Origin of the sequence: Streptomyces yangpuensis (assembly GCF_024666385.1) — a bacterium.
GTDB lineage: Bacteria > Actinomycetota > Actinomycetes > Streptomycetales > Streptomycetaceae > Streptomyces > Streptomyces yangpuensis.
The window spans coordinates 188,955-213,267 of sequence record NZ_CP102516.1 but is presented as its reverse complement, the minus strand read 5'-3'; the positions used below and the strand labels follow the sequence as shown (position 1 = coordinate 213,267).

The following is a 24,313-nucleotide window of genomic DNA, read 5'->3' as shown; positions in this document are numbered from 1 at the left end:
CCCGCCCCGCCACACCCGGCACGCCCCGCCCCGTACCCCGGTCGTCTACGGGCCCAGGGGAGGGGCCGGCAGCCCGCCGGCCTCCAGTGCCACCAACGCCAGCACCACGATCGAACCCGTCCACGCCAGCGGCGCCACCGACGCCGGCCGCCCCTCCCGGTCCACCTTCTCCGGCAGCTCACCCAGCACGTTCCGCTTCGACAGCACCCACTCCAGCACCGGCCCCGCCTTCCCCGGCCGGCCCCCGGCCGCCCAGGCCAGCGCGAAGAACGCCGTACTGGGCGTCCACGCCGTCGCACCCCACGGCGCCCCCGGATCATCACCCGGCGTCAGCCCCCCGTTGGGCAGCAACAGCGCCCGGTAGGTGGCATCCAGCGCCGCGGGCAGACCGGCCGGCGCCGCGTTGAACGGCGGCGCCATGAACGTCACCGCACTGTCACGCCCGTGCCGCCCGTCAGCGGTGCGCCGGTAGCCCACCGGGAAGAACCGCTTCGAGATCCCCGCCGACAGCCGCCGCGCCGCCCGCTCCCACCGCACCGCGTCACCGGGCCGGCCCGCCTCCCGCGCCAGGTCCGCGGACGCGTTGAACCCGGCCAGCAGCGGCGCGGCCGTCCCGATGTTCGGACCGGCCGTCATCAGCTCCCAGTAGTCCGGCGAAGCCGGAGGCAGCCCGTCCGCCCCCAGGGAACGCGCCGCACGCTCCGCCGCCCTGCGGATCATCGGATAGAGAACCTCCAGCCGCGCCCGCCGGCCCTCCGCCGGCGCCGCCCGGTACCACTGCCACGCCGCCCACGGCACCCAGCCGTTGGCATCGAGCTGCCACCGCCTGCCGTCCGGCGGACCGGAACCGTCGAGCTTCGTACGCGCCTCCCAGCTGCCGTCCCCGCGCTGGGTCGCGGCACTGTGCCGCAGGATCCGGAACGCCTCCTCGTCATGCCCGGTGTACGCGAACGCCGCACACGCGAAACTCGAGTCCCGCGGCCACGAGTACATCCATCCCGGACTCCACCCCGCCGCCATCGCACCGTTGGGCCGCAGCAGCGCCCGCATCGCCAGCAGCGCCCGCCCGGCCGCCGCCCGTTCGGCCGCGGACCTCCCCGGGACACGGCCCGACGCCAGCCAGGCCCGGCTCTGCCCGATCTGCCGCAGCGCCCGCCCGTCACCGGCCGCGACCACCACCGACTCCGTCCGCCCCGAAGGCAGGTACAGCCACCGGCCGGACGCCAGCCGCAGCACATTGCTGCCCTCCACGTACCGGGCACCGGCAGCCAGCTTCGCCGAAACCCCCTCGGCGGCCGTCGCATTGGACAGCACCCCGACGGCGGGAGCGGCCAACCCCGACAACGGCGCATGCCCTCCGGCACCGCACACCGGGACGACCGTACTCGTCAACGCCGCCGCGACCACCGCCCAGCAGCCGAGGACACCGGACACCGCCACTCCCTCCGCCGCATCCGACACAACCGACACATCCGCATGCCCGCGCACCCGCACAACGGCGCACCCGCACGCCCGCGCACCCGCACGCCCGCACAAACGGCGCATCCGCACGTCCGCACAACGGCGCACGCACGCACCCGACCCGGACGCGGGACCCGGACGCGGGGCCCGGACCCGGGCCCTGGCCCGCACCCCATCCTCGAAGACCCCCGCCCGCCCCGCCACGGAAACCCCGCCGCCCGGGTGACCCACCCCCACCCCGGCCCCCCGGCCCCCGCCCCCCGTTGCCGCATCCGCCCCGCCCGGGATGCCGCACGCGCACAACCGTGCACATCATGGGTGCTCGCGGGCCGTGCGCTCACCACAGCCGGCGGGGCGCACCGGCCGCCCTTGCCCGACGGGCCCCACTGCGAAGGGGTGGCCCATGAGCACCGTGGCGGCCGAGGGCGAGGACCTCCTCACCCCCTCCTCCCCGGCCGGCCGGAACACCGGCCGCCCCCGCCCCCTCCCGCACGCACTCCTGCCCGCCGCCGGAGCGACCCTCCTGGCCGCCGCCGGAGCCCTCGTCGCCGTCGGATGCTTCCTCGGCCTCTACATCCGCCCCACCTCCGACGACTGGTGCGCCGCCTGGAAAACCCGCGACCTGGGAGTCCTCGGCATCACCGCCGACTTCTACACCACCCAGAACGGCCGGGTCGCCAACGCCTTCCTCAGCGGCCTCCTCTACAGCGGCGGACCGGCCGGCACCAAACTCCTCCCCACCCTCATCGCCGTCTCCCTCACCGCCGCCCTGGTCCTCCTCGGCCGCCGCCTCCTGCACGCCCTCGGCCACGCACCACCCCTGCTGCTCCTGACCGCCTGCGCCCTGGCCCTGCAGGCACTCCTCTACTACGCCGGCACCCGCAGCTACCAGGTCCTGCTCTGGGCTCCCGCCACGATCTCCCACACCCTGCCGAGCGTCATCGGCCTGTGGGCCCTCCTGCTGGCCCTCACCACCGTCAACCACCCCCACCGCGCCGTCCGCGCGGCCGGCCTCGCCGGAGCCCTCCTCACCGGCTTCGCCCTCGGCACCCTCAGCGAACCCTTCGCCCTCGTCAGCGGCCTCCTCGCCGCGCTGACCGCCGTACTGTGCCTGCCACGCCTGCGCCTCGCCCCCACCTGGCGCCCCCTCACCTGGTGCCTGGTGTGGTGCACCGGCCTCGCCTGCGGCCTCGCCGTCCTGTACACCTCCCCGGGCGCCCGCTGGCGCCGCGCCCAGCAGCCCGAGAAGCCCCCGATGCTCTCCCCGGCCGAACTGCGGGCCACCTACGAGGACTGGCTGCGCATGTGGGACACCGTCACCGGCCAGCGGGCCTACCTCGCCGCCGCGACCGCCGGCCTCCTCCTGGGCCTGGCCGCCACCCTCCGCACCCGCCGCACCCGCACCCGCACCCGCGCCCGGCCCGAGCCCCAGCCCCGGACCGAGCCCGGGCCCGGTACCGCTACGGGCCCCGGACGGGCGACACGCGCCGCCCTGCTGCTGCTCCCGCTGCCCGTGGTGGTCCTGGGATCCTTCGCGGTGGCCGCGGGCCTGCGCAGCGGATACGGCCCCACCGGCTGGACGTACGCCCGCACCTGGACCAGCTTCCTCCTGCCCATGGAACTGGCCCTGTGCGGCTACGGAGTCCTGCTGGGCGCATGGGCCGGCCCCCGCCTGGCCGCCCGCGGCCCCGCCGGCCCCGCGGCCGCCACCCTCGCGGCGCTCTGCCTGACGGTGGCCTCGATGGCCTCCCTCGTCCCCGCCCTCCAGCAGCTCACCACCACCACGGTGGCCCGCTCCGTCGCCTGGGACGCCCAGAACGCCCGCATCCGGGCCGAGACGGCCCGGGGCGCCACCGACGTGGGCTACCGCCCCCTGCCCATCGGCAACCTCGCCGAACCCTTCTTCACCTCCGACCACCGCCGGGACTGGGTCGCCGCCTGCGTCTCCCGCTGGTACGACATCAACCGAATCCACCGCCGCTGACCCCACCCCCCCGCCGACACGACGCCCCGAGCCCAAGCCCGCGCCCCCACGCAGCCGGCCGGCCTCCCCGAAGGCACACCACCGGCGGGGGCGGCCGGACTTCCCGGAAGCGTGGCGCTGCCGGCGGGCCGCGGTGCTCAGCCGGCGGTGGTCCGTCCCGGCAGGGCGGGCGGGGCCGGGTCCGCGTCGGTCGCCAGCCGTGCGTGCAGCTCGACGTCGTGGCGGACCCCGTCGTACTCGAGCCTGCCGCGCTGGATCCCCTCCACCACGAAACCCGCGGCCCGGGCCACCGCGCACGACGCCGGGTTGTTCACCCGGTGGCCCAGCTCCAGCCGGAACAGGCCGGCGTCCTCGAACGCCCAGGCGGCCACCGCGGCACAGCCCCCCGACGCGACACCCCGCCCGCGGGCCGCCGCAACCGTCCAGTACGAGACCCACCCCGTGCGGTGCCGCCGGTCCACGGACCCGACCGCCACGTTCCCCAGCACCGTGCCCGCACCGTCGACCACCGCGAAGGCGAAACCCGCCCCCGCATCCCACTGCTCCGCCCGGGCCACCAGCCACCGCCGCGCCGCCGCCCACGTCACCACCGGCTCGGCGGCCTGCCACGACATCACCGGATCGGCGAACGCCGCCAGCACCGCCCCGGCATCCGCCGACGACCAGCGCCGCAGCCGCAGCCCCGAGGACCCTTCCAGACGATCACGCACCGCAGCAGTCTTCCCCGGCCCCGCCCCGCCCGCCAGCCCGTTTCCCACCCGGCCCGCCGCACACGCCCCGGGCCGGATCAGCCCTCGCGGTCCATCACCCGGCGGGCCGCCTCGGCCTCCGCCGCGGGCGGCGAGAGCTCGTCGAGGGTGTCGAGCTCGTCGTCCGAACCCAGCTCCTCCTCCCAGGCGGCCGCAAGCCGCTCCTGCTCCTCGCGCGGCATGCCCGCCACGGCCTCCCGCCGGTGCGGCTCCAGCACCGCGAGGAAACGCCCGACCGGGTCCGTCGGCATGCCGTACTCCTTCTCACCGTGGGACACAGGGCAATGCAAGGAAGGGGACAGAAGGAAGGAAGGAAAAGAGGCGCCGGCCGCGATGCCGCACCCCGCCCCAGCATCGCGAACCGGGCCCGCACCACCGGTCCGACACGGCACGCCGCCACCCGAATGCACGCGCCCGCACCCCCCGGACAGGCATACGTCGAGACACGGGCATACGCCGAGACACGGGCATACGCCGAGACACGGGTGCGGCGTGCCACGGCCCCTCGGCCACGACACGCCGCACCCCGGCAGCCGGCGGTCACCGTCCCCGTCGGGGCGACCGCCGGGCGGGATCAGCCGCGGTGGTGGTGTCCGCGACGGCCCCAGGACTCGGTGTCGATGACGTTGCCGCGGTGGTCGCGGAGGGTGGCGGTGTCGCGGTCGTTCCAGATCTGGTGGCGGCGGTCCTGGTAGACGTCGTGGCGGGTGTCGCGGCCGTACCCGGTGTGGACCTTGACGGCGGAGCGGCCCTCCAGGCGGAAGTCGTTGAAGCGGTAGCGGTTGCCCTGCTGGTCGGTGAGGGTGAAGCCGCGCAGGTTGACGCTGTGGCGGCCGGTGTTCCTGATCTCGACCCACTCGCGGTTCAGGGCGCGGTTGGAGCGGTCGCCCCGGCCGGGGCTGTCGTACTGGACGTCGCCGATGACGAGGGAGGAGCGCTCCCGGCGGTGGTCGCGGCGGTGGTCGTCGGCCGCGGCGGGCAGCGCGGCCGCGCCGGCCAGGGTGCCGGCGGCCAGGAGGACCGCCAGAACGCGGCGGGTGGCGGGGGAAGCAGACATGGAGGATGGACCCCTTCGACGTCAACGAACGGCCCGGACCGGCAACATCCACCCACACACACGGGCGGATACGCGCCGGACGGGCCCGAAACGATTCCCGGCGACTGGCCGAGGAGCCACACTCTGGCCGCCCGGCACACCCGGACACCGCCCGCCCACCCCCTGTTTCCCAATCCGGATATGTCCGTAACTCTCCCTTGTAGTGGGCACCCGTCAAACCCGGATTGACGCCCCCGGCACAGCAGTTCACCCGCCAACCGGTGGCACGCCTGCGCAGCAGGCCTCCCCGCAGCCCGGCCCCCGCCCCCGGCCACGGCCCGCGCCCCTGCGCCGAACGGGTTCAACAGCCTGTAACAGCCGCCCCCGCCACCCCTTCGCACGCACCTGCGGAAACGATTCCGGTGTACGAGAAACCAGCCCCCGCCCGCACACCACCGACCCGCCCCCGCCGCCCGCCCCGCCGGCCCGTCACCGACCCGGCCCCGCCGGTCACCGCCCCGCCGCCCCGCCGGCCCGTCATCGCCCCGCCGACCCGCCCCGGCCTGCGGCGGCCCGTCACCGCCCCCAGTACTTCCTGACCAGCTCGTAGGAACCGATCCGCTCCCGCAGGTCGTAGACCGGCGTGGTCAGCATCAGCTCGTCCGCCCCCGTCTCACCGGCCAGTTGCGCGAGCCGCCCCACCACCGCCTCGGGCGCCCCGACCGCCTGCTGCGCACGGAAACCGTCCAGCGCCTGCCGCTCCTGCTCCGTGAAGGGATGCACTGCCGCCTGCTCGGGCGTGGGGAACGGCGTCCGGCTCAGCCCCTGCAGGAGCCCGGCCTTGACGACGTTCATCGGCCCCGCCCGCCACACGGCCTCCTCCTCCGTCTGCGCGCACACCGTCTCCACGCACAGCAGCACCCGCGGCCGCTCGCACCACCGGGACGCGGTGAACGCCGCCCGGTAACCCTCCACGACCGCACGGGTGTTGTCCGGACGGATGTGATGCGCGACCGCGACCGGCAGGCCCAGGGCCGCGGCGAGAGCACCCCCCGCGGCACTGGAGGCCAGCAGCCACGGCTCCGGCAGCGGACCGAGCGCGACCTCCTCCACCAGGAACGACAGGACCGCGGCCACGTCCTCCCGGTACTCCGCATCCGTTGCCGGCCCCGCCCCGCGGCGCAGCGCCCGCGCGATGCCCTCGTCGAAGGTGCCCGGACCCCGGCCGATACCCAGGTCGATGCGGTCCTCGTGCAGGGCGGCCAGCGTCCCGAACTGCTCCGCCAGCGCGAGCGGCGCATGGTTGGGGGCCAGCACCCCGCCCGAACCCAGACGGATCACCGAGGTCGAGGCAGCGGCGTGCGCCGTCAGCACGACCGGCGGGAACGCGCCGATCGCGGGGGAGTGGTGATGCTCGGCGTACCAGAGGCGGTGGTAGCCCAGCCGCTCCATTCCCCGGGCGAAGTCCGCGGTGTCCCGCAGGGTGTCCACGGCGCGGGTGCCCGTCTGCACCATCGCGACTTCCAGCGCTGAAAGAGGTATGTCGAGCATGGCCGTCAGCATAGGGAGCACCCCGCCCGGCAACCGCCCCGATGATCGTTTTCACGCCACCACGGACAGACCCGCAGGCGGGCGGGCCCCACAGCCCGGCCCAGCCCGGCCCCGCACCCCTCGCGGCAGCCGAAATCCCGATTAACGCGCATCGGTGAGAACGTCAAGCCCCGAATTCGCGGAACGTGACCGCCGGCGCGGCGAACCGGCTTACTGGATATGCGGCCCACCGGAAAAGGGAACGAGGCCGCAGACGCGGTGGGAAACAATCCCCACAATCGCGGAGGCCCCGAAATGAGGGAGCCTTTCGGGTTCCGATTCGATCAGGAGAAAAACCATGAACCGCAAGTTCGAGACGTCCGAGTCCCGCCCCAAGCGCCGAGGTTTCCGCCTCGCGACCGCCGTCGCCGCTGCCGCGATCGCCGGCGGGATCCTCATCCCCACATCCTCCGCGATGGCGGCCCCCACCACCTCGGTGGAAAGCGTCGTCACCCACAGCAAGCACGACCACAAGAAGAAGCACGACGGCAACCACCACGGCAAGAAGAAGAAGCGCAACAACGGCGGCAACACCCAGGGCGGTACGCAGGGTGGTGGCAATGGCAACACCCAGGGCGGTACGCAGGGTGGTGGCAATGGCAACACCCAGGGCGGTACGCAGGGTGGCGGTAACGGGAACACCCAGGGCGGTACGCAGGGTGGCGGTAACGGGAACACCCAGGGCGGTACGCAGGGTGGTGGCAATGGCAACACCCAGGGCGGTACGCAGGGTGGCGGTAACGGGAACACCCAGGGCGGTACGCAGGGTGGTGGCAATGGCAACACCCAGGGCGGTACGCAGGGTGGTGGCAATGGCAACACCCAGGGCGGTACGCAGGGTGGCGGCAATGGCAACACCCAGGGCGGTACGCAGGGTGGTGGCAATGGCAACACCCAGGGCGGTACGCAGGGTGGTGGCAATGGCAACACCCAGGGCGGTACGCAGGGTGGTGGCAATGGCAACACCCAGGGCGGTACGCAGGGTGGTGGCAATGGCAACACCCAGGGCGGTACGCAGGGTGGTGGCAATGGCAACACCCAGGGCGGTACGCAGGGTGGTGGCAATGGCAACACCCAGGGCGGTACGCAGGGTGGTGGCAATGGCAACACCCAGGGCGGTACGCAGGGTGGCGGCAGCGGCAACACCCAGGGTGGAACCCAGGGCTGACCAGTCCTGCCGAAAGGCGCAGCACCTCGCAGAGGCCCCCCTCTGCGAGGTGCTGCCGTCCCCATCAGCCGTTGCCGCCCCGACACACATCAGGGCGGCAACGGCTCGACCCGTGCCGGCGCACCGGCCGAACCTGCCCCGCCCACCCCAGGCACGACAAGGCGCCCATCCGAATCCGCATGTGTCAAGCCCCGAATCTCCGTCTCTTTCTCCCCGCATCCGAAAAGGGCAATCTGGATACAGATAAACCGCTCGGCCAGACAAACGGAACTGAGACACCAGGCAAGTCGAATCCCCGGCTCGCAGAGAATCTCGAATCCGGGTCGACCATTCAAGGGAGATTTAAATGTCGAGGAAGAAGCACGTCGCCAACATTGCCGGTCTTTCCTGTGTCACCGCGATACTCGCCGGAACGGCGGGGGTGGCCTTCGCTCAGCCCTCCCAGGCCTCCGCACTTCCGGCCGCAGCCCCCGCGGCGGTATGCAGCCTGAAGAGCGGGGAGATCCGCGGCAACGGCTTCGCCCTCGAGCAGACCTACGACGTCAAGCGCAACGGGAAGACCGTCGCCCGCGTCGCTGCCGGACCGAAGGGCGACATCCGGGCCGAAATCACCGGCGGCGGTCCGGTCTCCGTGGGCACCGTCCGGTGCGCGCCGGCCGCATCCAGCGCGGCTTCGACGAAGGCCGACGCCGCTGTTGCAACGGCACGAGGCACGGCAGCGGCCCAGCAGGCAGCCCGCGGTGGAGCTTCCCAGGCGCAGGCGGCCGCCATCGGGCGGAAGGCCGCGGCCTCCGAAGCGAAGCGGCTCGGACTGGCACCCGCCGTGGTCAACCAGGTGACGAACAACGTGACGACCATCGTCAACAACACGATCATCGGCGGCTCGAACAACACCATCGGCGGCACCCAGGTCGGCAACGGCAACACCCAGGGCGGTACGCAGGGCGCTGGCAACGGCAACACCCAGGGTGGTACGCAGGGCGCCGGCAACGGCAACACCCAGGGTGGCACGCAGGGCGCCGGCAACGGCAACACCCAGGGTGGTACGCAGGGTGGCGGGACCGGGAACACCCAGGGTGGTACGCAGGGCGGTGGGACCGGGAACACCCAGGGCGGTACGCAGGGCGGTGGGACCGGGAACACCCAGGGTGGTACGCAGGGCGGTGGGACCGGGAACACCCAGGGCGGTACGCAGGGCGGTGGGACCGGGAACACCCAGGGTGGCACGCAGGGCGGTGGGACCGGGAACACCCAGGGCGGTACGCAGGGTGGCGGGACCGGGAACACCCAGGGCGGTACGCAGGGCGGTGGCGGGACCGGGAACACCCAGGGCGGTACGCAGGGTGGCGGGACCGGGAACACCCAGGGCGGTACGCAGGGCGGTGGCAGCGGTAACACCCAGGGCGGCACCCAGGGCGGCGGCGCCGGGAACACCCAGGGCGGTACGCAGGGTGGCGGCGCCGGGAACACCCAGGGCGGTACCCAGGGCTGATCAGTCATCAGCGGTCGAGGGCGGCACCTCGCGGAGGCAACTCTGCGAGGTGCCGCCGCATGTCCGGCACCGGCACCGGCACCGGGTCCGGCATCCGCTCCGGGCGGCCCGCGTACGGCAGGCAGACTGGTCCGGTGGACACCCGTCGCCCCTGCCCCTGTTGTGGTCATCTCGTCTTCGATGCCGAAGACGGGTGGCCCGGTTCGTACGGCATCTGCCCGGTCTGCTGCTGGGAGGACGACCCGGTGCGGCTGCGTTGGCCGTTCGTGCCGGGCGGCCCGGCCCGGCTGTCGCTCGTGGAGGCCCAGCGCAACTTCCGCGCCTACGGGGCCTGCGACCAGCGGGGCAGGAGGTTCGCCAGGCCCGCGGCGGACGACGAACCCCTGGACGGGGCCTGGCGCCCGATCGACCCCGCCACCGACCTCTTCGAGCACTCCACGGGTACGGAGCACCGCCCCTGGCCCGACGACGCGGTGGTCCTGTGCTGGTGGCTCCCCTCGTTCTGGGGCGTTCCCGAGGAGCCCGCGCAGGATCCCGGCCGCCGGGTGGTCATCGACGTCGGCCCGGTGCGCAGCGAGCGTGATCTGCACCAGGCGCTCAAGCGGGAACTCGGCTTCCCCGCGTTCTACGGCATGAACCGGGACGCGTTCTGGGACGCGATCACCGGCCTCGTCACCATGCCCCGGGAACTGCGGTTCGTCGGCTGGGCCGGGCTGGAGCTGCGGGAACCGTCGGCCGCGGCCGTGCTCCGTGAGCAGCTGGAGGCGTACGGGCAGAAGGCTGCGGGCTTCAGCGTGGTCTACGACCGGTAGCGGCCCCGCCGCGCCCGCCGCCCCCGCCGCCCCCGAGGCCGGCGGGTGTCGGCCGGGTGGTCCCGGGTAGGCGCCCGGTGCGGGGTGCGGTCCTGGCCCTCATGGCTGCGACGGGGGCCGCATCCCGCCCGGGGGGTGTTCAGCGCAGTACGGGGATCGCCTCGCGGGTCTCGTCGGCCTCCGGGCCCGTGGTGCGGCGGCCGGCCGGTTTCGGGGGTGCCTCGTCCGCGCAGACGGTGCCCCGCGCGGGCAGCGCCCCCGTGGCGAGGTAGCCGTTGACCAGGGCGCTGACGCACGCGCTGCGGTTGTAGGCGGTGTGCCCCTCCGCGGCGAACGTCAGCAGCCGGCCGTTCTCCAGCGTCCCGGCGAGGGCCACGGCGTCCCGGTAGGGGGTGTCGGGGTCCCCGGTCGTACCGAGGACCAGGATCGGGGCGGAACCGGCGGCACGGTAGGAGCCCTCGAAGCGGCCGGGCCGGTCCGCCGGCCACGGGACGCACGCCGGTGCGTGGTTGTGGTCGTAGGCGGGCGGCCCCAGACCGACCGGGGGGCCCAGCAGCGGAGCCGAGGCGGCGTGCGCGCCGACCAGCGCGCCCAGGAGCGTACGGCCGGGCGGATAGCGGCGGTCGGCGCACTCGACGGCCGTGTTCACGGTCAGGAAGCCGAAGGACGCCGGTGAGGGCGGGGACAGCAGGAACGACACCCGCCGCTCCTGCGCCGCCCGCAGCGCCTCGCCCAGGTAGGGCCAGATCTCCTTGCCCGCGTTGATGCCGAACATCAGGCGGTAGGCGAGGGTGTAGCCGGTGGCCGGGCGTCCGCCCGCGGTGACGACCGGGTCGGCGTCCAGCGCCCGTTCGAGGTCTTCGAAGGCCTGCCGCGGCCGGCCGTCACCGAACCCGCAGACGGCCGCCTCGCGCGCGCACCAGTCGAGGAACCGGCCGACCGCCGCGTCCAGGGCGGTGAACTGCGCGGCGTCGTAGGCGTAGGGCACGTCCGCGTACAGGTGCGGGTCGTAGGCCCCGTCCAGGACCATGGCCCGCACCCGCCGCGGGAACAGCGCGGCGTAGACGGTGCCGACGTAGCTGCCGAAGGAACGCCCGTAGAAGGAGAGCGTCTCCTCGCCCAGGGCCCGGCGCAGCAGGTCGATGTCCCGGGCGTTGAAGCCGGTGCCGACGAACGGCACCAGGCCGCCGGAGCGTTGCCGGCAGGCGGCGGCGAAGTCGGCGCCCTGGCGGACGGCGCGCGGCACGGCTCCCTGGCCGGGCACGCCGCGCGCGGCGTCGACGGCGGCCGCGTACTCCTCGTCGTCCCAGCACTGCACCCGGGCGCCGCGCGCCACACCGCGCATGTCGTAGCCGACGACGTCGAAGGTGTCGCGGAGGGCGGCGGGCAGAGCGGCGTGGCTGTTACGGGCGAAGTCCACACCGGAGCTGCCCGGCCCGCCCGGGTGCAGCAGCAGGACACCGGTGCGGCGGGCGGGGTCGGCCGCGGGCCGCCGGGTGACGGGGAGGGCGATCGTGGGCCCGCTGGGCCGGCGGTGGTCCAGCGGTACGCGGGCGGTCGCGCACTCGAAGCCGTCCCGCGGGCCGGTACAGGGGCCCCAGGACAGGACCGGCACGGACGAGCCGGCCACCCCGGCCCCGGCCCCGGCCCCGGCCCCGGCGACCTCGGCTCCGGCCCCGGAGGCCCCGGCCGTGACCGCGGCGGCCGCAGCCGCGATGGCCCCGGCCCCGGCCCCGGCCCCGGCCCGGGTCGCTGTGGCCGCCGTGGCCGCCGTGGTGGCCGTGGTGGCGGTGGTGGGCCGGGGGGCGGCTCCCAGGAGGGCGGTGACCGCGGTCAGGGCGAGGGCCGTCGCCCCGGCCGCGCGCCCGCGCGGGGCGACGGCGGAACGGGTCTGCATGCTGCGCACCTCCGTGATGGGCGTCGCGAACGGGCGCCAACGTAGCCGCCCGCCCCGCCCCCGTCGTCCCGTCGGCCGCCGGCCCCGCGCTGCACCCGGGAGGTGACGGACCGGAGCCGCGCTCAACCATCCGCCGGCCGGCGCGGTCTTGCCGGGCGGGCGGACCCCGCCGGTTACCGGGGGAGGCCGCACGAGTTCCCGCGAGCACGCCGACCGCCGAGGAGCACGACATGACGTTACGTACGACCGTTACGACCGCACGGGTCGCCCTGGTGGGCCTGGCGGCGGCCGCGATGGCCGCCACCGCCCTCACGGTCCCCGCCCAGGCCGCCCCGGACCCCGGCCCGGACCCCACGACGGGCGCCGCCCAGGACACCAGCGCAGGCGCCACCCAGGACACCAGCGCGGGCGGCACCGGGGACACCAGCGCGGGCGGCACCGGGGACCGGGCCTCCGGGAGGGCGGGACACAGGGCGACCCGGCGCGCGATGGACGCCGAGGTCGAGGCCGGCATCCCCGGTATCACGGCCCAGGCCCGCGACGCCCGCGGGGTCTGGAAGGCCGCCTCGGGCGTCGGCGACCTGACCACCGGCGCCCCGCGCGGCACCGACGACCGGTTCCGGATCGGCAGCATCACCAAGACCTTCGTGGCCACCGTCCTGCTCCAGATGGAGACGGAGGGCAGGCTCCGGCTCGACGACACCGTGGAACACCATCTGCCGGGCCTGGTGAAGGGCAACGGCAACGACGGCAGCAAGATCACCGTACGGCGGCTCCTGAACCACACCTCCGGCCTCTTCGACTACCTGGCCGACGAGGAGTACCTCACCACGTACATGCTCGGCGACGGCTACCTCGCGCACCGCTACGACACCCTGCCGCCCGCCCAGCACGTCAAGGTCGCTCTCTCCCACCCGCCGCTGTTCTCTCCCGGCGCCCGCTTCTCGTACTCGAACACCAACTACGTCCTGGCCGCGCTCATCATCGAGAAGGCGGGCGGACGGACCTACGAGGCCGAGGTCCGCGACCGCATCATCAGGCCCCTCGGCCTGAAGGCCACCACCAACCCCGGCAACAGCATCCGCATCCCACGTCCCAGCAGCCGCGCCTACTCCAAACTGTTCGAGCAGGACCCCGGCCGGATCGACGACGTCACCGAGATGAACGGCTCGCAGGGCTGGGGCGACGGCGACATCATCTCCACCACCGGCGACCTGAACCGCTTCTACCGCGCCCTGATGCGCGGCGAGCTCCTTCCCCCGCGGCAGCTGGCCGCCATGAAGACCACCGTGGAGATCCCCGAACGCCCCGGCACGGCCTACGGACTCGGCATCACCCGGATGCGCACGAGCTGCGGCACCACGCTGTGGGGCCACGGCGGAGGCATGGTCGGATCGACCTCCCTGGCCGTCACCACCGAGGACGGCGGCCACCAGCTCGCCTACAACCGCAACGGGGACTGGAGCACGACGGTCGCCCCGGACGCCGTCATGGAAGCCGAGTACTGCCCCGCCACCCCCGCCGCCCCCGCCGCCGCCACCCCCGACGACCCGGCCGCCGACGACCCGGCCGTCTCGCCCTGAGTCGTACGGGTGTTCCCCGCCGCGGGAGGACCACCGGCCACCGCCTGCCGGCCACCGGCTGCCGTCGGCCTGCCCGCGGCGGGGCACCCTGCGCGATACTGACGCGATGCCGCACACCCCGCCCGCCGAGCCTCCCGGGCCACCGCCCGGCACGCCCGCCGAGCCTCCCGGGCCGCCCCGGACCCCCGGCCTTCCCGCGCCCGCCCCGCCTGCCGAACCCGCCGGATCCGCCCAGCCGGAGGCGCCCGCCGAACCCGCCCCGTCCGCCCCGTCCGCCCCGTCCGTCCCACCTGCCGAACCCGCCGGATCCGCCCCGCCGGAGGGGCCCGCCGCGCCCACCGTTCCCGCCGCGCCCACCGTTCCCGCCGGGCTCGTCGTGCCTGCCGTGCCCGCCGGGCCGATATCGGCCGATCCGCCCCACCCCGACCGTGCCGGACGGCCCCTGCTCACCCAGTCCTGGCTCGATCTGACCTTCCTGCACTGGCCCGCGGACCCCGCCGTCGTCGCCCCGCTGCTCCCGGCCGGCACCCGGCCCGACACCCTCGACGGCCTCACCTACATCGGGTTCGTCGCGTTCCGCATGCACCGCGTCGGATGGCTGCGCCTGCCCGGCATCCCATATCTGGGCTCCTTCCCCGAGACCAACGTCCGCCTCTACTCGGTCGACACCCGCGGCCGCCGCGGCGTGGTCTTCCGTTCCCTCGACGCCTCCCGCCTCCTGCCGGTCCTCACCGCCCGCACCCTGTTCCGTATCCCGTACGTGTGGTCGCGCATGTCGGTACGCCGCGACGGCCCGACCCTCACCTACACCAGCAGCCGCAGATGGCCCGGACCGCGCGGCGCGCACAGCACCCTCACCGTGCGGACCGGTGAACGCATCACGGAGCCGACCGCCCTGGAACACTTCCTGACGGCCCGCTGGGGCATGCACAGCGACTTCTCCGGCCGGCTGCTGTACCTGCCCAACAGCCACCCGCGCTGGCCGCTGCACCGCGCCGAACTCCTGGGCTGCGACGAGGACCTGGTGACGGCGGCCGGTCTGCCCGCGCCCGCCGGCCCGCCCGTCAGCGTGCTCTACTCCCCGGGAGTCCCCGTACGGTTCACCCGCCCCACCGGCTGACCCGCCCCGGCCCTCCACCCGTCCGACCAGGCGCGGGGCATTGACAGAGCCCGCGGGACGTGCGACAAAGACCCCACGTCCGAGGCCGCGCGATGTCCGTTTCTCCGCGGCCCGGCGCCGCAACCGCGAGACGCCGCCCGGGACCGACAACCCCGCGGGGTCCCCCCGCCGCGATCAGCACCGCGTCGGTGCGACCGACCGCGACCGACCCACCTGAAACACGACGATCGGACCCGACTTGACCCTCATGCCCGGATCACGCGTGCCCGGCCGGACCTGGACGGTCCGGCTCACCGGCCACGCCGATCACAGCGCCTCCGTCACCTGCAGCACCGAAGCCTGCCGGATGCCGCCCCGTTCGAAGGACACCGCGGCCCTGAAGCGGTTCGCCGCCGAACACGCCCGGGCCCACGCCCGGCTGGCCACCGTCCGCCCCAACGCCGCCTGCGCCTGCCGGGCCGCCGCACAGTGCGCCTGGCACGAGACCCGCACCCAGTGCACCGGCTCCACCCTCCTGGTCCTGGTCCACAACCCGGCCGTGGGACAGGTCTGGACGCTCGCCGAGATCTGCCAGTCCTGCGCGCCGCTCATCCCGCACACCGCCGTCCTCGGCCGCTCCCAGCCCCAGCCCCAGACGCAGCCCCAGGGGCAGGGGCAGGCCCACCGGGCCCCGGCCGGCGCCGTGGTCCCCGCGCCCGCCACCGCCCCGGCGCCGGCCCCCCTGCCCGTCGCGGGCGGGTTCTCCTCACCGCAGGCCGCCCCGGAAGCACCCGCCGCCCGCCGCCGCCCGCGCCGCCCCGCCCGCCCCCGCCGGGCCTCCTGACCCCGCGGCCGCCGACCGGGCCGCCGCCCGAAGCCCGCGCCGGCCCGAAGCGCCCGTCGGCCCGGGCCCGCGCCGTGCCGAGCCCGCGCAGGCCGTCACACCGTCACACCGCCATACCGTCACACCCACGTGTAGTTGTCGTCGGTGACGGCCTCCAGGGCGGCGTCGGCCGTGGCCGCCCGCGGGCCGGGCAGCGCGGCGAGCGCGGCACCGATGGGCGGGAAGACCGGGAGCCCGGCCACCTTCCGGTAGTCGATCCACTCGATCACGCCGGTCTCGTGGCTCCCGTCGGGCTGCTCGTCCCGTTCCTCCACGGCCAGCGTGGCGCGCACCGCGGGGGTGATGTGCAGGCGGTGGATCAGGTGCAGCTTGCGCGGGGGCGGGGTGGGGCCGGGCCGGCTGACCCGCTGGTCGACGACCCACAGCAGGTCGCCGCCCTCGGCCCGGTCGATGTCCAGGGCGAGTTCCTCGGCGAGTTCCCTGCGCAGGGCGCAGGTGAGGTCCTCGCCGTCCTCCACGTTCCCGCCGGGCGGGCTGTAGTGGGTGGAGCCGGGCCGGTCGCGGCGGATGAGCGCGACCTCGTCGCCGCAGAACACCAGAGCCGCGGTACGGATTTTGATGCGGGAGAACGGGACCGCGGGCGGAGGCGGGGGAGTGGACGCCATGACGGCCAGTGTCCCGCGCGCCGCCCCCGTACCCACCCCTGACTGACGGGCTGTCACCGTTGCCGGTGCCCGCCCTGCCTTTGCGCCCATGAGCCGATCCATCCAGGCACCCGCCTACACCCGCCCGTCCGCCCGTCCGCCCTCACCACCGAAGGCGGCGCCGGCCTCCTCGGGCTGGAGACCTCCGGCGGGCGGACCCCGGCGGGCGGGCCGCGAAGCCCACCCGCAGTTCCTCGCCGGGTTCCTGAGCGCACCTCAGGCCGCCGCCCCCGTCCTGCCCGCCCCGCCGCCGCGTCCGGTGTTCCGTACGATCCCCGGCCCGATCCCCGGCCCGGGCCGGATGCGATCCTGCACGGATGGATCCCGACGACAAGCACCGGCGGACCTGGACCCTCAGGTTCCTGGCCCTCCTCGCGGCCGACCTCCCCGGCCAGCGGGCCTGGCTGGGCGAGCGCCGGCTCACCCTGCAAACCGCCGTCGAAGAGGTCGAGTTCGCCTGCCGCATCGCCGAAAACCTCACCGACCGCGCCCTGGCCGCTGCCGCGCCGCCTCCCCCCGAACCCCGGTGACTGCTGAGAGTGCCCGGCTTGACCCTGACCCTGGGGGAGAGGGGAGCGTAGCGGCCATGGAGGAAGAAGCACTGCTCAGCATCGGCACGTTCGCCCGCCGGGCACGGCTGTCGCACAAGGCGCTGCGCCTGTACGACCGCCACGGTCTGCTGCCGCCCGACCACGTCGATCCCGTCACCGCCTACCGGTACTACCGGGAGAGCCGGCTCGCCGCGGCCCGGCTGATCGTGCGGCTGCGCGGGCTGGACATGCCGCTGGCCGACGTCGGCGCGGTCCTGGCCGCCCCGGCCCCCGAGGCGGCCCGCCTGGTGGCCGCGTACTGGGACGGCGTCGAGCGCCGGCACGCGGCGCAGCGCGAGCTGGCGGCGCACCTCCGTATCCACCTGCTCGGAGACGAAGGGAATCTGGACATGTACGAGATCCAGGAACGCGAGGTGCCGCAGCAGCTGGTCCTCACGGAACAGCGGCACATCACCCCAGAGGAGCTGTCCGACTGGATCCCCGCCGCCCTGGGCCGGCTGGCCCCGGTGGCACAGGCGCACGGGGGGTTCTTCGGCCACCCCTTCGTCGTCTACCACGGGGAGGTCAACGAGGACGGCGACGGCCCGGTGGAGCTCTGCGTCCCGGTGGACCCGGCCCGCGCCGGGCAGTTCCCGGTGCCCTCGCGCACGGAGCCGGCCCACACGGAGGCCTACACCCGCCTCACCAGGGCACAGGTCGCCTACCCGCAGATCCTCTCCGCCTACGACGCGGTCTACGCGTGGGCGCAGCGCGAGTCCCGCACGACGACGGCGGCGCCCCGCGAGGTCTACTTCGCGGACTGGTCGGAGATCTCCCCGGCCGACCCCGCCTGCGACATCGCGGTCCCCCTGGCCGACTGACCCCCCACCCGCACCCACTCACACCCACCCACACCCGCCCCCGCCGTGCACAGCGGGCGGCGGGTGCGTGCCCCGCCGCGTGGACGCCAGGCAGCCGGCGACGGCCTTCTTCCGCCCGCTCTCCTGCGCGTACGCCGGCGCGGCGGCTTCACCGCCGCCCTGGTACGGACGACCTCGTACCGGCCGACGGCCTCGCAGGCGCCCGGGCGCGGCGGTCGCGGTGGCCCCCATGCTGCAGCGCCGGGAGTGGCTGTTCCCGATGCCGGGCACCCGCGCGCCGTGCCGGGGCCCGGGCGGACGGGGACCGGACGGGGCCGCGGACGGGCCCGGAGGGGGAAGCCGCGCGGCCTGTCACGCGCCTGTGACAGTCGGCGGACGGCTTCATGAAGTACGGGAGCCAGTCTTTTAACCAGAGAACGAAACGGACATTTCGCCCTAGGTTCTCTGGAACGGCCCCCTCCCCCCACTCTCATCGGAGTCCTTCTCATGTTCCGCACCACCTTCCGGAAGCAGCGTCTCGCCCTGTTCGCCGTCTCGGCCGCGATCGTCGGAGGAGGCGCGCTGGTCCCCACCAGTGCTTTCGCCGCCCCGTCGACGGCCGCCGCGTCCACGGCCACCGCCCCCGCGAAGAGCGGTCACGGGAGCCACGACAAGAAGGAGAAGTGGGAGAAGAAGAACGACAAGCACGACAAGGGCAAGAAGAACCAGAAGCACCGCGGCAAGAAGGACAAGGTCCGCGACGTGGAGAACATGCCGGGCTGCAAGTTCTACCAGGGCAAGGTCTACTGCGAGCACAAGCCCGACAAGCCCGCCCCGGCCCCCGCCCCGGCTCCCAACCCGGCCCCGAAGCCCGACCCCAAGCCGGCCCCGAAGCCGGCGCCGAACACCGACCCGGTCGTCCTGCACAAGGAGAACCCCGACAAGGTCCAGACCCCCGCGTCCTAGCCCACGCCCCCCGAAGGACCGGCACCCGCACCCCGAAGACCACGGCCGGCCGGCAGGCCCCCGCGAGACCCCCCTCACCGGGGTCCGGCGGGGGCTCCGCGGCAGCCGGCCGCGGTACGCAACGGGCGCGGTGGACGGAGCGGGCGGGGCGGGCGGAGCGGGCGGGTCCGGCCGGATTCGAACCGGCGTCCTCACGGTTTTGGAGACCGCGCGCGACGACCTCTGCGCTACGGCCCCGCCCGCCCGGCATCCTAGGCCCTGCCGGGCCGTACGCGTTCACCCCGCGGGCGGGTGCGTGGCCAGCCAGTGCCGTGCGATCTGCTCCCGCGTGGCGACCCACGCCCCGCCCCGCGCCGCGACGTGCTTCAGGAACCCGTCGAGCGCGCGGATCCGCCCCGGCCGCCCGATGATCCGGCAGTGCATGCCGACGCTCATCATCCGCGGCCGCTCCGCGCCCTCGGCACGCAGCGTCTCGAAGGTGTCCACGAGATAGGCGAGCATGTCGTCCGCGGTCGTGAACCCGTGGACGATCAGGAACTTGAAGTCGTTCGCGTCCAGGCTGTACGGCACCACCAGGTGCGGGCGCCCGCCCGCCTCGGTGTAGAACGGCAGGTCGTCGGAGTAGTCGTCGCTGTCGTAGAGGAAGCCGCCCTCCCCGGCGACCAGACGCCGCGTGTTCGCACTGGTCCGGCCGGTGTACCAGCCCACCGGCCGCCGCCCGACGAGCCGCCCGACCGTCTCGACCGTGCGCGCGATGTCGGCGCGCTCGACCTCCTCGGGCACGTGCCGGTAGTCGATCCAGCGCCGGCCGTGGCCCGCCACCTCCCAGCCGGCCGCCCCCATCGCGCCCGCCGCGGCGGGGTTGCGCTCCAGGGCCTGCCCCACGGCGTACACGGTCAGCGGCGCACCGTGCGCGGCGAGCGTGCGGTGGATGCGCCAGAAACCGGCGCGCGCCCCGTAGGCGAACATCGACTCCACGTTCAGGTCGCGCCCGCCCGTCACGGGCGGCGCACCGACGATCTCGTGGAGGTACCCCTCCGAGGTGCGGTCGCCCTCCAGGACGTTCTGCTCCCCGCCCTCCTCGTAGTTCAGCACGAGGCTGACGGCGACACGGGCACCCCCGGGCCACGCGGCGTGCGGTGGCTCGGCGCCGTAGCCGGCGAGGTCACGCTGCTGCTCGGACACGGCCCGCACCCTACCGCCGCCCACCCGCCCCCGCCGCGGAACACACGCCCGCGCCGTACCGGCGGCCGCACCGTCGGCCCGGCACGGGCCCGCGCCCGGGTCCGTATCCGCCGCACCCCTGAATGCACCACCCACGAACCGTGCATTTCCTTCGATTCCGGTGCAATTCAGACATGCGGCCCGGTCTCCCAAAGGGGTACATGTGGTGACACTCGGTGAGATTCGGGCGCCCCGGGGGTGAGCCGCCCCATAGGACTCACGTCACACACGAACCGGGATAGTAGACCCCGAAGGCCCGCCGCGAGCCCCTCCCGCCCCGCTCCCACCTGCGCGAACCCCACTCCGCCCCGCACCGGGCCGGGCGGCCCCGACTGCGAAGCCCCCTAGTAATGGCGGTCGTTGCCAGGGCGGTGGGGCGTCGGTAGAACTGGATGAGTCGCCGGGCGGCACGGGTTCCTCACCCGCCGCCGACGAACCCCTCTCCACCGCGTGAGTGGCTCACGCATGCCCCAGGCATGCCGCGACCGCCCCAGTCCCCTGTGGAAGGAACCTCCGTGTCCAACGCCGTCATCCGCCGCATCGCCGCCTCCAAGAAGACCCTCGCAGGTACCGTCGTCGCCCTGGGCGTCGCCGGCTCCATGCTCGCCACGGTCCCCGCCCAGGCGGCCCCGATGAGCGCCAAGGCGATCGCGCAGCAGATGATCAAGGACCCGGCGCAGTTCGCGGCCTTCAACAACATCGTTTCCCGTGAGAGCGGCTGGAACCACACCGCCACGAACGCCTCCTCCGGCGCGTACGGCCTGGTCCAGGCCCTGCCGGCCTCGAAGATGGCCTCCGCGGGCGCCGACTGGAAGACCAACCCGGCCACCCAGATCAAGTGGGGCCTGGACTACATGAACGAGCGCTACGGCAGCCCCGTCGGCGCCTGGAACTTCTGGCAGGCCAACCACTGGTACTAAGCCGTCGCCGGCAGCAGAAGACGCACACCACGAAGACGCCCCGGCCGGGACCTCCCGGCCGGGGCGTCTTCGCGCACCCGCCCGGATACGCGCGGCCCGGCGGCGCCCGCCGCAGCGGCGGGGCACCCCCGCCCCGCCCCGGCCGCCCGCTCCCGTCCCCGGCCGCCCGTCCCGGGGGCGGGGTCACACCCTCGTGCGCGTTTCCGCCGGTGCGGGGACCGGGCCTCCCGACATCGCGCGGGCCATCCACCCCGAGGCGCGCAGGGTCTGTGCGACGAAGGCGCGGCGGTTCACCCCGCAGGCCCGCAGGGCCGGGCCGTGGTCCACCGCGACCAGGGCGGCGGCGCCCGCCAGCAGCCCGCGCCACCCGGCCGTCACCGCCCCGCGGACCGGCCGGGGCAGGGGGGCCAGGCCCTCCTGCAGGCGCAGGCAGTGGAAGGGGACGTGCCGCTCCTCGTCCGCGAGGATCCGGCCCGCGACCTCGCGGGCCAGCGGATCGGCCGAGCCGTCGCGCAGTGCCCGGTAGTACCCCAGGGCCACCACCTCGGCGATCATCAGCACCAACAGTTCCACCCGCAGCCCGAGCAGCCGCCGTACCCGGACGAAGGCCGCGTCGCTCCAGTGCCCGTCGAGGGTGCCGGCCCCGCCGGCCTCCAGCAGCAGCTTCAGCATCCGGGCGTGGTTCTGCTCCTCGGCGATGAAGAGCCGCACCGCCTCGGAGTAGACCGGATCACCCGCGAGATCGGCCTTGCGGCACAGCGCGGAGCCGTCACCGTCCTCGCCGACCTGGAACTTCTGGATGCTGCGGACGATCTCCGCCGGCAACCGCGCGCCCCTGCCCCAGTCCGGGTCGCCCAGCGCCGCCCGCCGCTCCCGCTCGGCCTCGAACTCCCGCACCCATGAACCGTACCCAGATTTGATCATGTTCAAGAACCTAGCGAATGTTGATCGCGTTCAAAAGCGTGGGGGTGTCATGGCCGCGTAACAGAACGCCCCGAGCCCCCACCGGGCGGCGGCCGGTCGGATCCAGCCGCCGCACGCCGCGCAGAGGGCGCTACGCTGCCTCCGGCCACCTCACCACCCGCGAACTCACCGCCCTGCGCCCGGACGTGACTCCACGACACCACCGTCGTCCACGGCCGGGCGGAGCAGGACAGGCCCTTCGTCCACGCGGTACCGGCCGACGGCTCCGGAAAGCCGCTGAAACTGACCGAGGGCAGTTCCCCGTCCATGACTACGGGCGCACGCTGACGGCGCGCCCCCGCGACCGGCCCCCACGCCGCCCCGCGCCGCCCCGCGACGACCCCAGCCGCCCCCCGCCGACCCGCCCCGTGAGGAACAGCCCGAACATGCACCAGCCCCCCTACGCGCAGTCCGCCCCGGCCCTGGTCGTCCACCCGCCGCAGCCCCCCGACCCCCGACGCAGGGCGCTCCTGCTCGCCTCGCCGTTCACCAGCCCGCCCCGTTCACGGTCCCGGAGCCGGCGGGGCACGGTCATACGCGTCACGCACACCTACGAGTACCGCGTCACCGACGAGGACGCGCTCCTGCACGCCGCCGCCGACCGCGGATGGCAGCCGCTGCCGGCGTCCGAGCGCGGCGACGACGACCCGCGCGACCTGATCGGCGCCATGATTGCCCTCACCGCGCAGGGCGACGTCGCCGGAACCCGGACCCTGGAGCACCGGAGCACCGCGGAACTCCACACCCTCGCCCCCGCACCGGAACCCGGCCCCGCACCGGAACCCGGCCCCGCACCCGCACCGGGCCCCGCACCGGAACCCGGCCCCGCACCGGAAGCCGGCCCCGCACCGGGACCCGCACCGGGCCCCGTACCCGGCCCCATACCCGGCCCCGTACCCGGTCCCGGCGACGCGGCCGGACCGGCCCACCACGGTGCCGCACGTCCGCCGGACCGGTGGAGCGGACCCGCCCCCGCCTCCGCGTTCCGGACACCGGACTTCGAGGCCCTCTTCGCCCCCCGCGACCACCCGTACACGGCCGCGGCCGCGGGCACGGGCACGGGCACGGCCGCGGGCCGGCACCCCGGCACACACCGATGGCAGCTCACCCCCCGCACCGCCGACCTCCTCCACACGGCCCTGCTCGTCCTCGCCGACCAGGCCTACGACGACGCCCAGTACCTCGCGGACCGCCTGCTGCCCGACGCCGGCCCCGCGTCGCTGGAGGTCTTCCACCGGCTGCCCCCACTCACCTGGAGCGCCGACCACCGCTGGCGGCGGCGGATGGCGCGCGCCTTCGACGACCTGGCCGGCGACCTCGCCGGCGGGCACTGGCCCGACCCCTCCTGCACCGCCGAGGCGATGGCCCTCCACCTCGCCGTCCAGGACGTTCCCGTCCACCTGGAGGACCTCTGCGAGGACGACGACCACCACACCCTTCCGCACCACCAAGACGACTACGACCTCTCCCACCCGCTGCTGCGCAACGAAGACGTCCTCATGCTCTTCCGCAACGACCTCACAGGCCCGGCCGGCCTCGGCCGGGCCGCCTGGTTCACCCCCTTCGACCCCCGCAGAACCAGAAACCCCCGCAGGGGCTACCGCCGCTAGCGGGTGTCCGGCGGATCAGGGCCGGACGGCCGCCGCCGGGCCGGTGCCCAGACGCAGGGCCACGGCGGCCAGCCACACCAGGCCCAGGCCCGCGCCGGCGGTGAAGGCCAGGACGGAGACGGCGGAGGCCGCGAACCCGCAGAGCACGGCCACCGGCACGAGACGGGAGGCGACGGCCCACCCGCGGTGGCCCCGCTCGGCGAGCGGACGGGCCAGGACGAGCAACGCACCGCACAGGGCGAGGTAGCCGACCGTTCCGGCCGCCATGTGGACGGCACCCTGCGCGCTCAGCACGGCCGTGTCGGGAGCACCGGCGGGAAAGCCCGCCCCGGCGTCCGCCGGAAACGCGGCGGCCGCCCAGAACGACACACCGAACACCCCGACCGGAACCGGCCCCCACACACACCCGGCACCCCGCCCCAGCACCCGCCGCAGCCCCGCCGCCCCGGCGACCAACAACGCACCGGTGACGAGGAAGTTCACCGTCTGGACCCAGCCCGCCTGGCCGAGCGCGAGCTGACTGATCGCGTTCCGGGTGAAGTCGAAGCCGTCCCGGACCACCCCCTGCACGATGCCCGTGACCAGGAACAGCGGCCCCGCGGCGACGGCGCACCACACCGCCGCGGCTCCCGCCGGACCCGGAACGCGCAGGACGCGCAGGACGTGCGGGGCGGCGGCCGTACGGGAGGCGCGGGAACGGGTGCTGAGCGTCCGGGACACGGTCATGGCGGGCCTTCCTCATCAGGAACTCGACACACCTATGACCGGCGCCGGACACCGAAATCATCGCCCCCGGGGAAACAAGGTGAGGCAGCGGTGCT

General features: G+C 74.7%; 22 protein-coding genes and 1 tRNA gene. 12 read left to right on the top strand and 11 right to left on the bottom strand.

The features are described from left to right. Nucleotides 1-45: 45 nt before the first annotated feature. On the bottom strand, nucleotides 46-1,434 hold the full coding sequence (locus NRK68_RS36855) for a glycoside hydrolase family 15 protein (RefSeq protein ID WP_183069828.1): 1,389 nt from the start codon (nucleotides 1,432-1,434) through the stop codon (nucleotides 46-48). Between the two features lie 430 nt (nucleotides 1,435-1,864). Between NRK68_RS36855 and NRK68_RS36300 the strand changes: the two genes are divergently transcribed. Continuing rightward, nucleotides 1,865-3,445 carry a DUF6056 family protein gene (locus tag NRK68_RS36300; RefSeq protein WP_257858408.1) on the top strand — a complete coding sequence of 527 codons (1,581 nt, stop codon included), beginning with the start codon at nucleotides 1,865-1,867 and terminating at the stop codon, nucleotides 3,443-3,445. Between the two features lie 137 nt (nucleotides 3,446-3,582). Here NRK68_RS36300 and NRK68_RS36295 read toward each other — a convergent pair whose 3' ends face one another. The 4 genes from NRK68_RS36295 to NRK68_RS36280 all read right to left on the bottom strand — a co-directional run bounded on the left by NRK68_RS36295 (nucleotide 3,583) and on the right by NRK68_RS36280 (nucleotide 6,781). Then, entirely contained in the window at nucleotides 3,583-4,155 is a 573-nt protein-coding gene (locus NRK68_RS36295) for a GNAT family N-acetyltransferase (protein WP_183069830.1), read from the bottom strand. 77 nt (nucleotides 4,156-4,232) lie between these two features. Continuing rightward, nucleotides 4,233-4,445 carry a hypothetical protein gene (locus NRK68_RS36290; protein ID WP_030966540.1) on the bottom strand — a complete coding sequence of 71 codons (213 nt, stop codon included), beginning with the start codon at nucleotides 4,443-4,445 and terminating at the stop codon, nucleotides 4,233-4,235. Nucleotides 4,446-4,768: 323 nt separating this feature from the next. Next, nucleotides 4,769-5,251: a lamin tail domain-containing protein gene (locus NRK68_RS36285; RefSeq protein WP_183069831.1), complete on the bottom strand. Its 483-nt coding sequence runs from the start codon at nucleotides 5,249-5,251 to the stop codon at nucleotides 4,769-4,771. Nucleotides 5,252-5,806: 555 nt separating this feature from the next. Further along, nucleotides 5,807-6,781 (bottom strand): MsnO8 family LLM class oxidoreductase, encoded by a 975-nt coding sequence (locus tag NRK68_RS36280; RefSeq protein ID WP_183069832.1) that lies wholly within the window; start codon nucleotides 6,779-6,781, stop codon nucleotides 5,807-5,809. Nucleotides 6,782-7,118: 337 nt separating this feature from the next. Here NRK68_RS36280 and NRK68_RS36275 point away from each other — a divergent pair, with 337 nt between their 5' ends. The 3 genes from NRK68_RS36275 (at nucleotide 7,119) to NRK68_RS36850 (ending at nucleotide 10,292) form a co-directional block, all read left to right on the top strand. Then, entirely contained in the window at nucleotides 7,119-7,988 is an 870-nt protein-coding gene (locus NRK68_RS36275; protein WP_257858407.1) for a hypothetical protein, read from the top strand. Nucleotides 7,989-8,334: 346 nt separating this feature from the next. Next, complete coding sequence (locus tag NRK68_RS36270) at nucleotides 8,335-9,480, top strand: hypothetical protein (RefSeq protein ID WP_257858406.1); 1,146 nt, start codon at nucleotides 8,335-8,337, stop codon at nucleotides 9,478-9,480. Nucleotides 9,481-9,539: 59 nt separating this feature from the next. Further along, a complete protein-coding gene (locus NRK68_RS36850) occupies nucleotides 9,540-10,292 on the top strand; it encodes a CPCC family cysteine-rich protein (protein ID WP_308296357.1) in 753 nt (250 codons plus the stop codon). Nucleotides 10,293-10,431: 139 nt separating this feature from the next. Here NRK68_RS36850 and NRK68_RS36255 read toward each other — a convergent pair whose 3' ends face one another. Next, nucleotides 10,432-12,189, bottom strand: coding sequence for an alpha/beta hydrolase (locus NRK68_RS36255; protein ID WP_257858405.1), 1,758 nt, complete (start codon nucleotides 12,187-12,189; stop codon nucleotides 10,432-10,434). Between the two features lie 230 nt (nucleotides 12,190-12,419). Here NRK68_RS36255 and NRK68_RS36250 point away from each other — a divergent pair, with 230 nt between their 5' ends. The 3 genes from NRK68_RS36250 to NRK68_RS36240 all read left to right on the top strand — a co-directional run bounded on the left by NRK68_RS36250 (nucleotide 12,420) and on the right by NRK68_RS36240 (nucleotide 15,715). Further along, nucleotides 12,420-13,772, top strand: coding sequence for a serine hydrolase domain-containing protein (locus tag NRK68_RS36250; RefSeq protein ID WP_257858404.1), 1,353 nt, complete (start codon nucleotides 12,420-12,422; stop codon nucleotides 13,770-13,772). A 376-nt stretch (nucleotides 13,773-14,148) separates the two neighbouring features. Continuing rightward, the gene (locus tag NRK68_RS36245; protein ID WP_373024842.1) at nucleotides 14,149-14,892 is read left to right on the top strand and encodes a YqjF family protein; all 744 of its coding nucleotides are present in this window, start codon (nucleotides 14,149-14,151) and stop codon (nucleotides 14,890-14,892) included. A gap of 247 nt (nucleotides 14,893-15,139) precedes the next feature. Next, a complete protein-coding gene (locus tag NRK68_RS36240) occupies nucleotides 15,140-15,715 on the top strand; it encodes a hypothetical protein (protein ID WP_183068710.1) in 576 nt (191 codons plus the stop codon). 119 nt (nucleotides 15,716-15,834) lie between these two features. On the opposite strand, the gene NRK68_RS36235 is transcribed toward NRK68_RS36240, so the two are convergent. Next, a complete protein-coding gene (locus NRK68_RS36235) occupies nucleotides 15,835-16,380 on the bottom strand; it encodes an NUDIX domain-containing protein (RefSeq protein ID WP_183068711.1) in 546 nt (181 codons plus the stop codon). A gap of 356 nt (nucleotides 16,381-16,736) precedes the next feature. Here NRK68_RS36235 and NRK68_RS36230 point away from each other — a divergent pair, with 356 nt between their 5' ends. From NRK68_RS36230 to NRK68_RS36220, 3 genes are all read left to right on the top strand, one after another. After that, nucleotides 16,737-16,949: a hypothetical protein gene (locus NRK68_RS36230; protein ID WP_183068712.1), complete on the top strand. Its 213-nt coding sequence runs from the start codon at nucleotides 16,737-16,739 to the stop codon at nucleotides 16,947-16,949. A 56-nt stretch (nucleotides 16,950-17,005) separates the two neighbouring features. Further along, complete coding sequence (locus NRK68_RS36225) at nucleotides 17,006-17,830, top strand: MerR family transcriptional regulator (RefSeq protein ID WP_257858403.1); 825 nt, start codon at nucleotides 17,006-17,008, stop codon at nucleotides 17,828-17,830. A 486-nt stretch (nucleotides 17,831-18,316) separates the two neighbouring features. Then, nucleotides 18,317-18,775, top strand: coding sequence for a hypothetical protein (locus tag NRK68_RS36220; RefSeq protein WP_183068714.1), 459 nt, complete (start codon nucleotides 18,317-18,319; stop codon nucleotides 18,773-18,775). Nucleotides 18,776-18,937: 162 nt separating this feature from the next. On the opposite strand, the gene NRK68_RS36215 is transcribed toward NRK68_RS36220, so the two are convergent. Together NRK68_RS36215 and puuE are read right to left on the bottom strand one after the other, a co-directional pair. Then, nucleotides 18,938-19,012: transfer RNA gene (locus NRK68_RS36215), tRNA-Trp, on the bottom strand. 39 nt (nucleotides 19,013-19,051) lie between these two features. Continuing rightward, nucleotides 19,052-19,960 carry an allantoinase PuuE gene (gene puuE / locus NRK68_RS36210; protein WP_257858402.1) on the bottom strand — a complete coding sequence of 303 codons (909 nt, stop codon included), beginning with the start codon at nucleotides 19,958-19,960 and terminating at the stop codon, nucleotides 19,052-19,054. Between the two features lie 554 nt (nucleotides 19,961-20,514). Here puuE and NRK68_RS36205 point away from each other — a divergent pair. Beyond that, nucleotides 20,515-20,919, top strand: a complete 405-nt coding sequence (locus NRK68_RS36205) for an aggregation-promoting factor C-terminal-like domain-containing protein (RefSeq protein ID WP_446459234.1) — start codon at nucleotides 20,515-20,517, stop codon at nucleotides 20,917-20,919. Nucleotides 20,920-21,102: 183 nt separating this feature from the next. Here NRK68_RS36205 and NRK68_RS36200 read toward each other — a convergent pair whose 3' ends face one another. After that, nucleotides 21,103-21,843 (bottom strand): ferritin-like domain-containing protein, encoded by a 741-nt coding sequence (locus tag NRK68_RS36200; protein ID WP_257858401.1) that lies wholly within the window; start codon nucleotides 21,841-21,843, stop codon nucleotides 21,103-21,105. A 425-nt stretch (nucleotides 21,844-22,268) separates the two neighbouring features. Here NRK68_RS36200 and NRK68_RS36195 point away from each other — a divergent pair, with 425 nt between their 5' ends. Beyond that, entirely contained in the window at nucleotides 22,269-23,492 is a 1,224-nt protein-coding gene (locus NRK68_RS36195) for a hypothetical protein (protein WP_257858400.1), read from the top strand. 15 nt (nucleotides 23,493-23,507) lie between these two features. Here NRK68_RS36195 and NRK68_RS36190 read toward each other — a convergent pair whose 3' ends face one another. Next, the gene (locus tag NRK68_RS36190; protein WP_257858399.1) at nucleotides 23,508-24,218 is read right to left on the bottom strand and encodes a DUF998 domain-containing protein; all 711 of its coding nucleotides are present in this window, start codon (nucleotides 24,216-24,218) and stop codon (nucleotides 23,508-23,510) included. Nucleotides 24,219-24,313 lie beyond the last annotated feature (95 nt).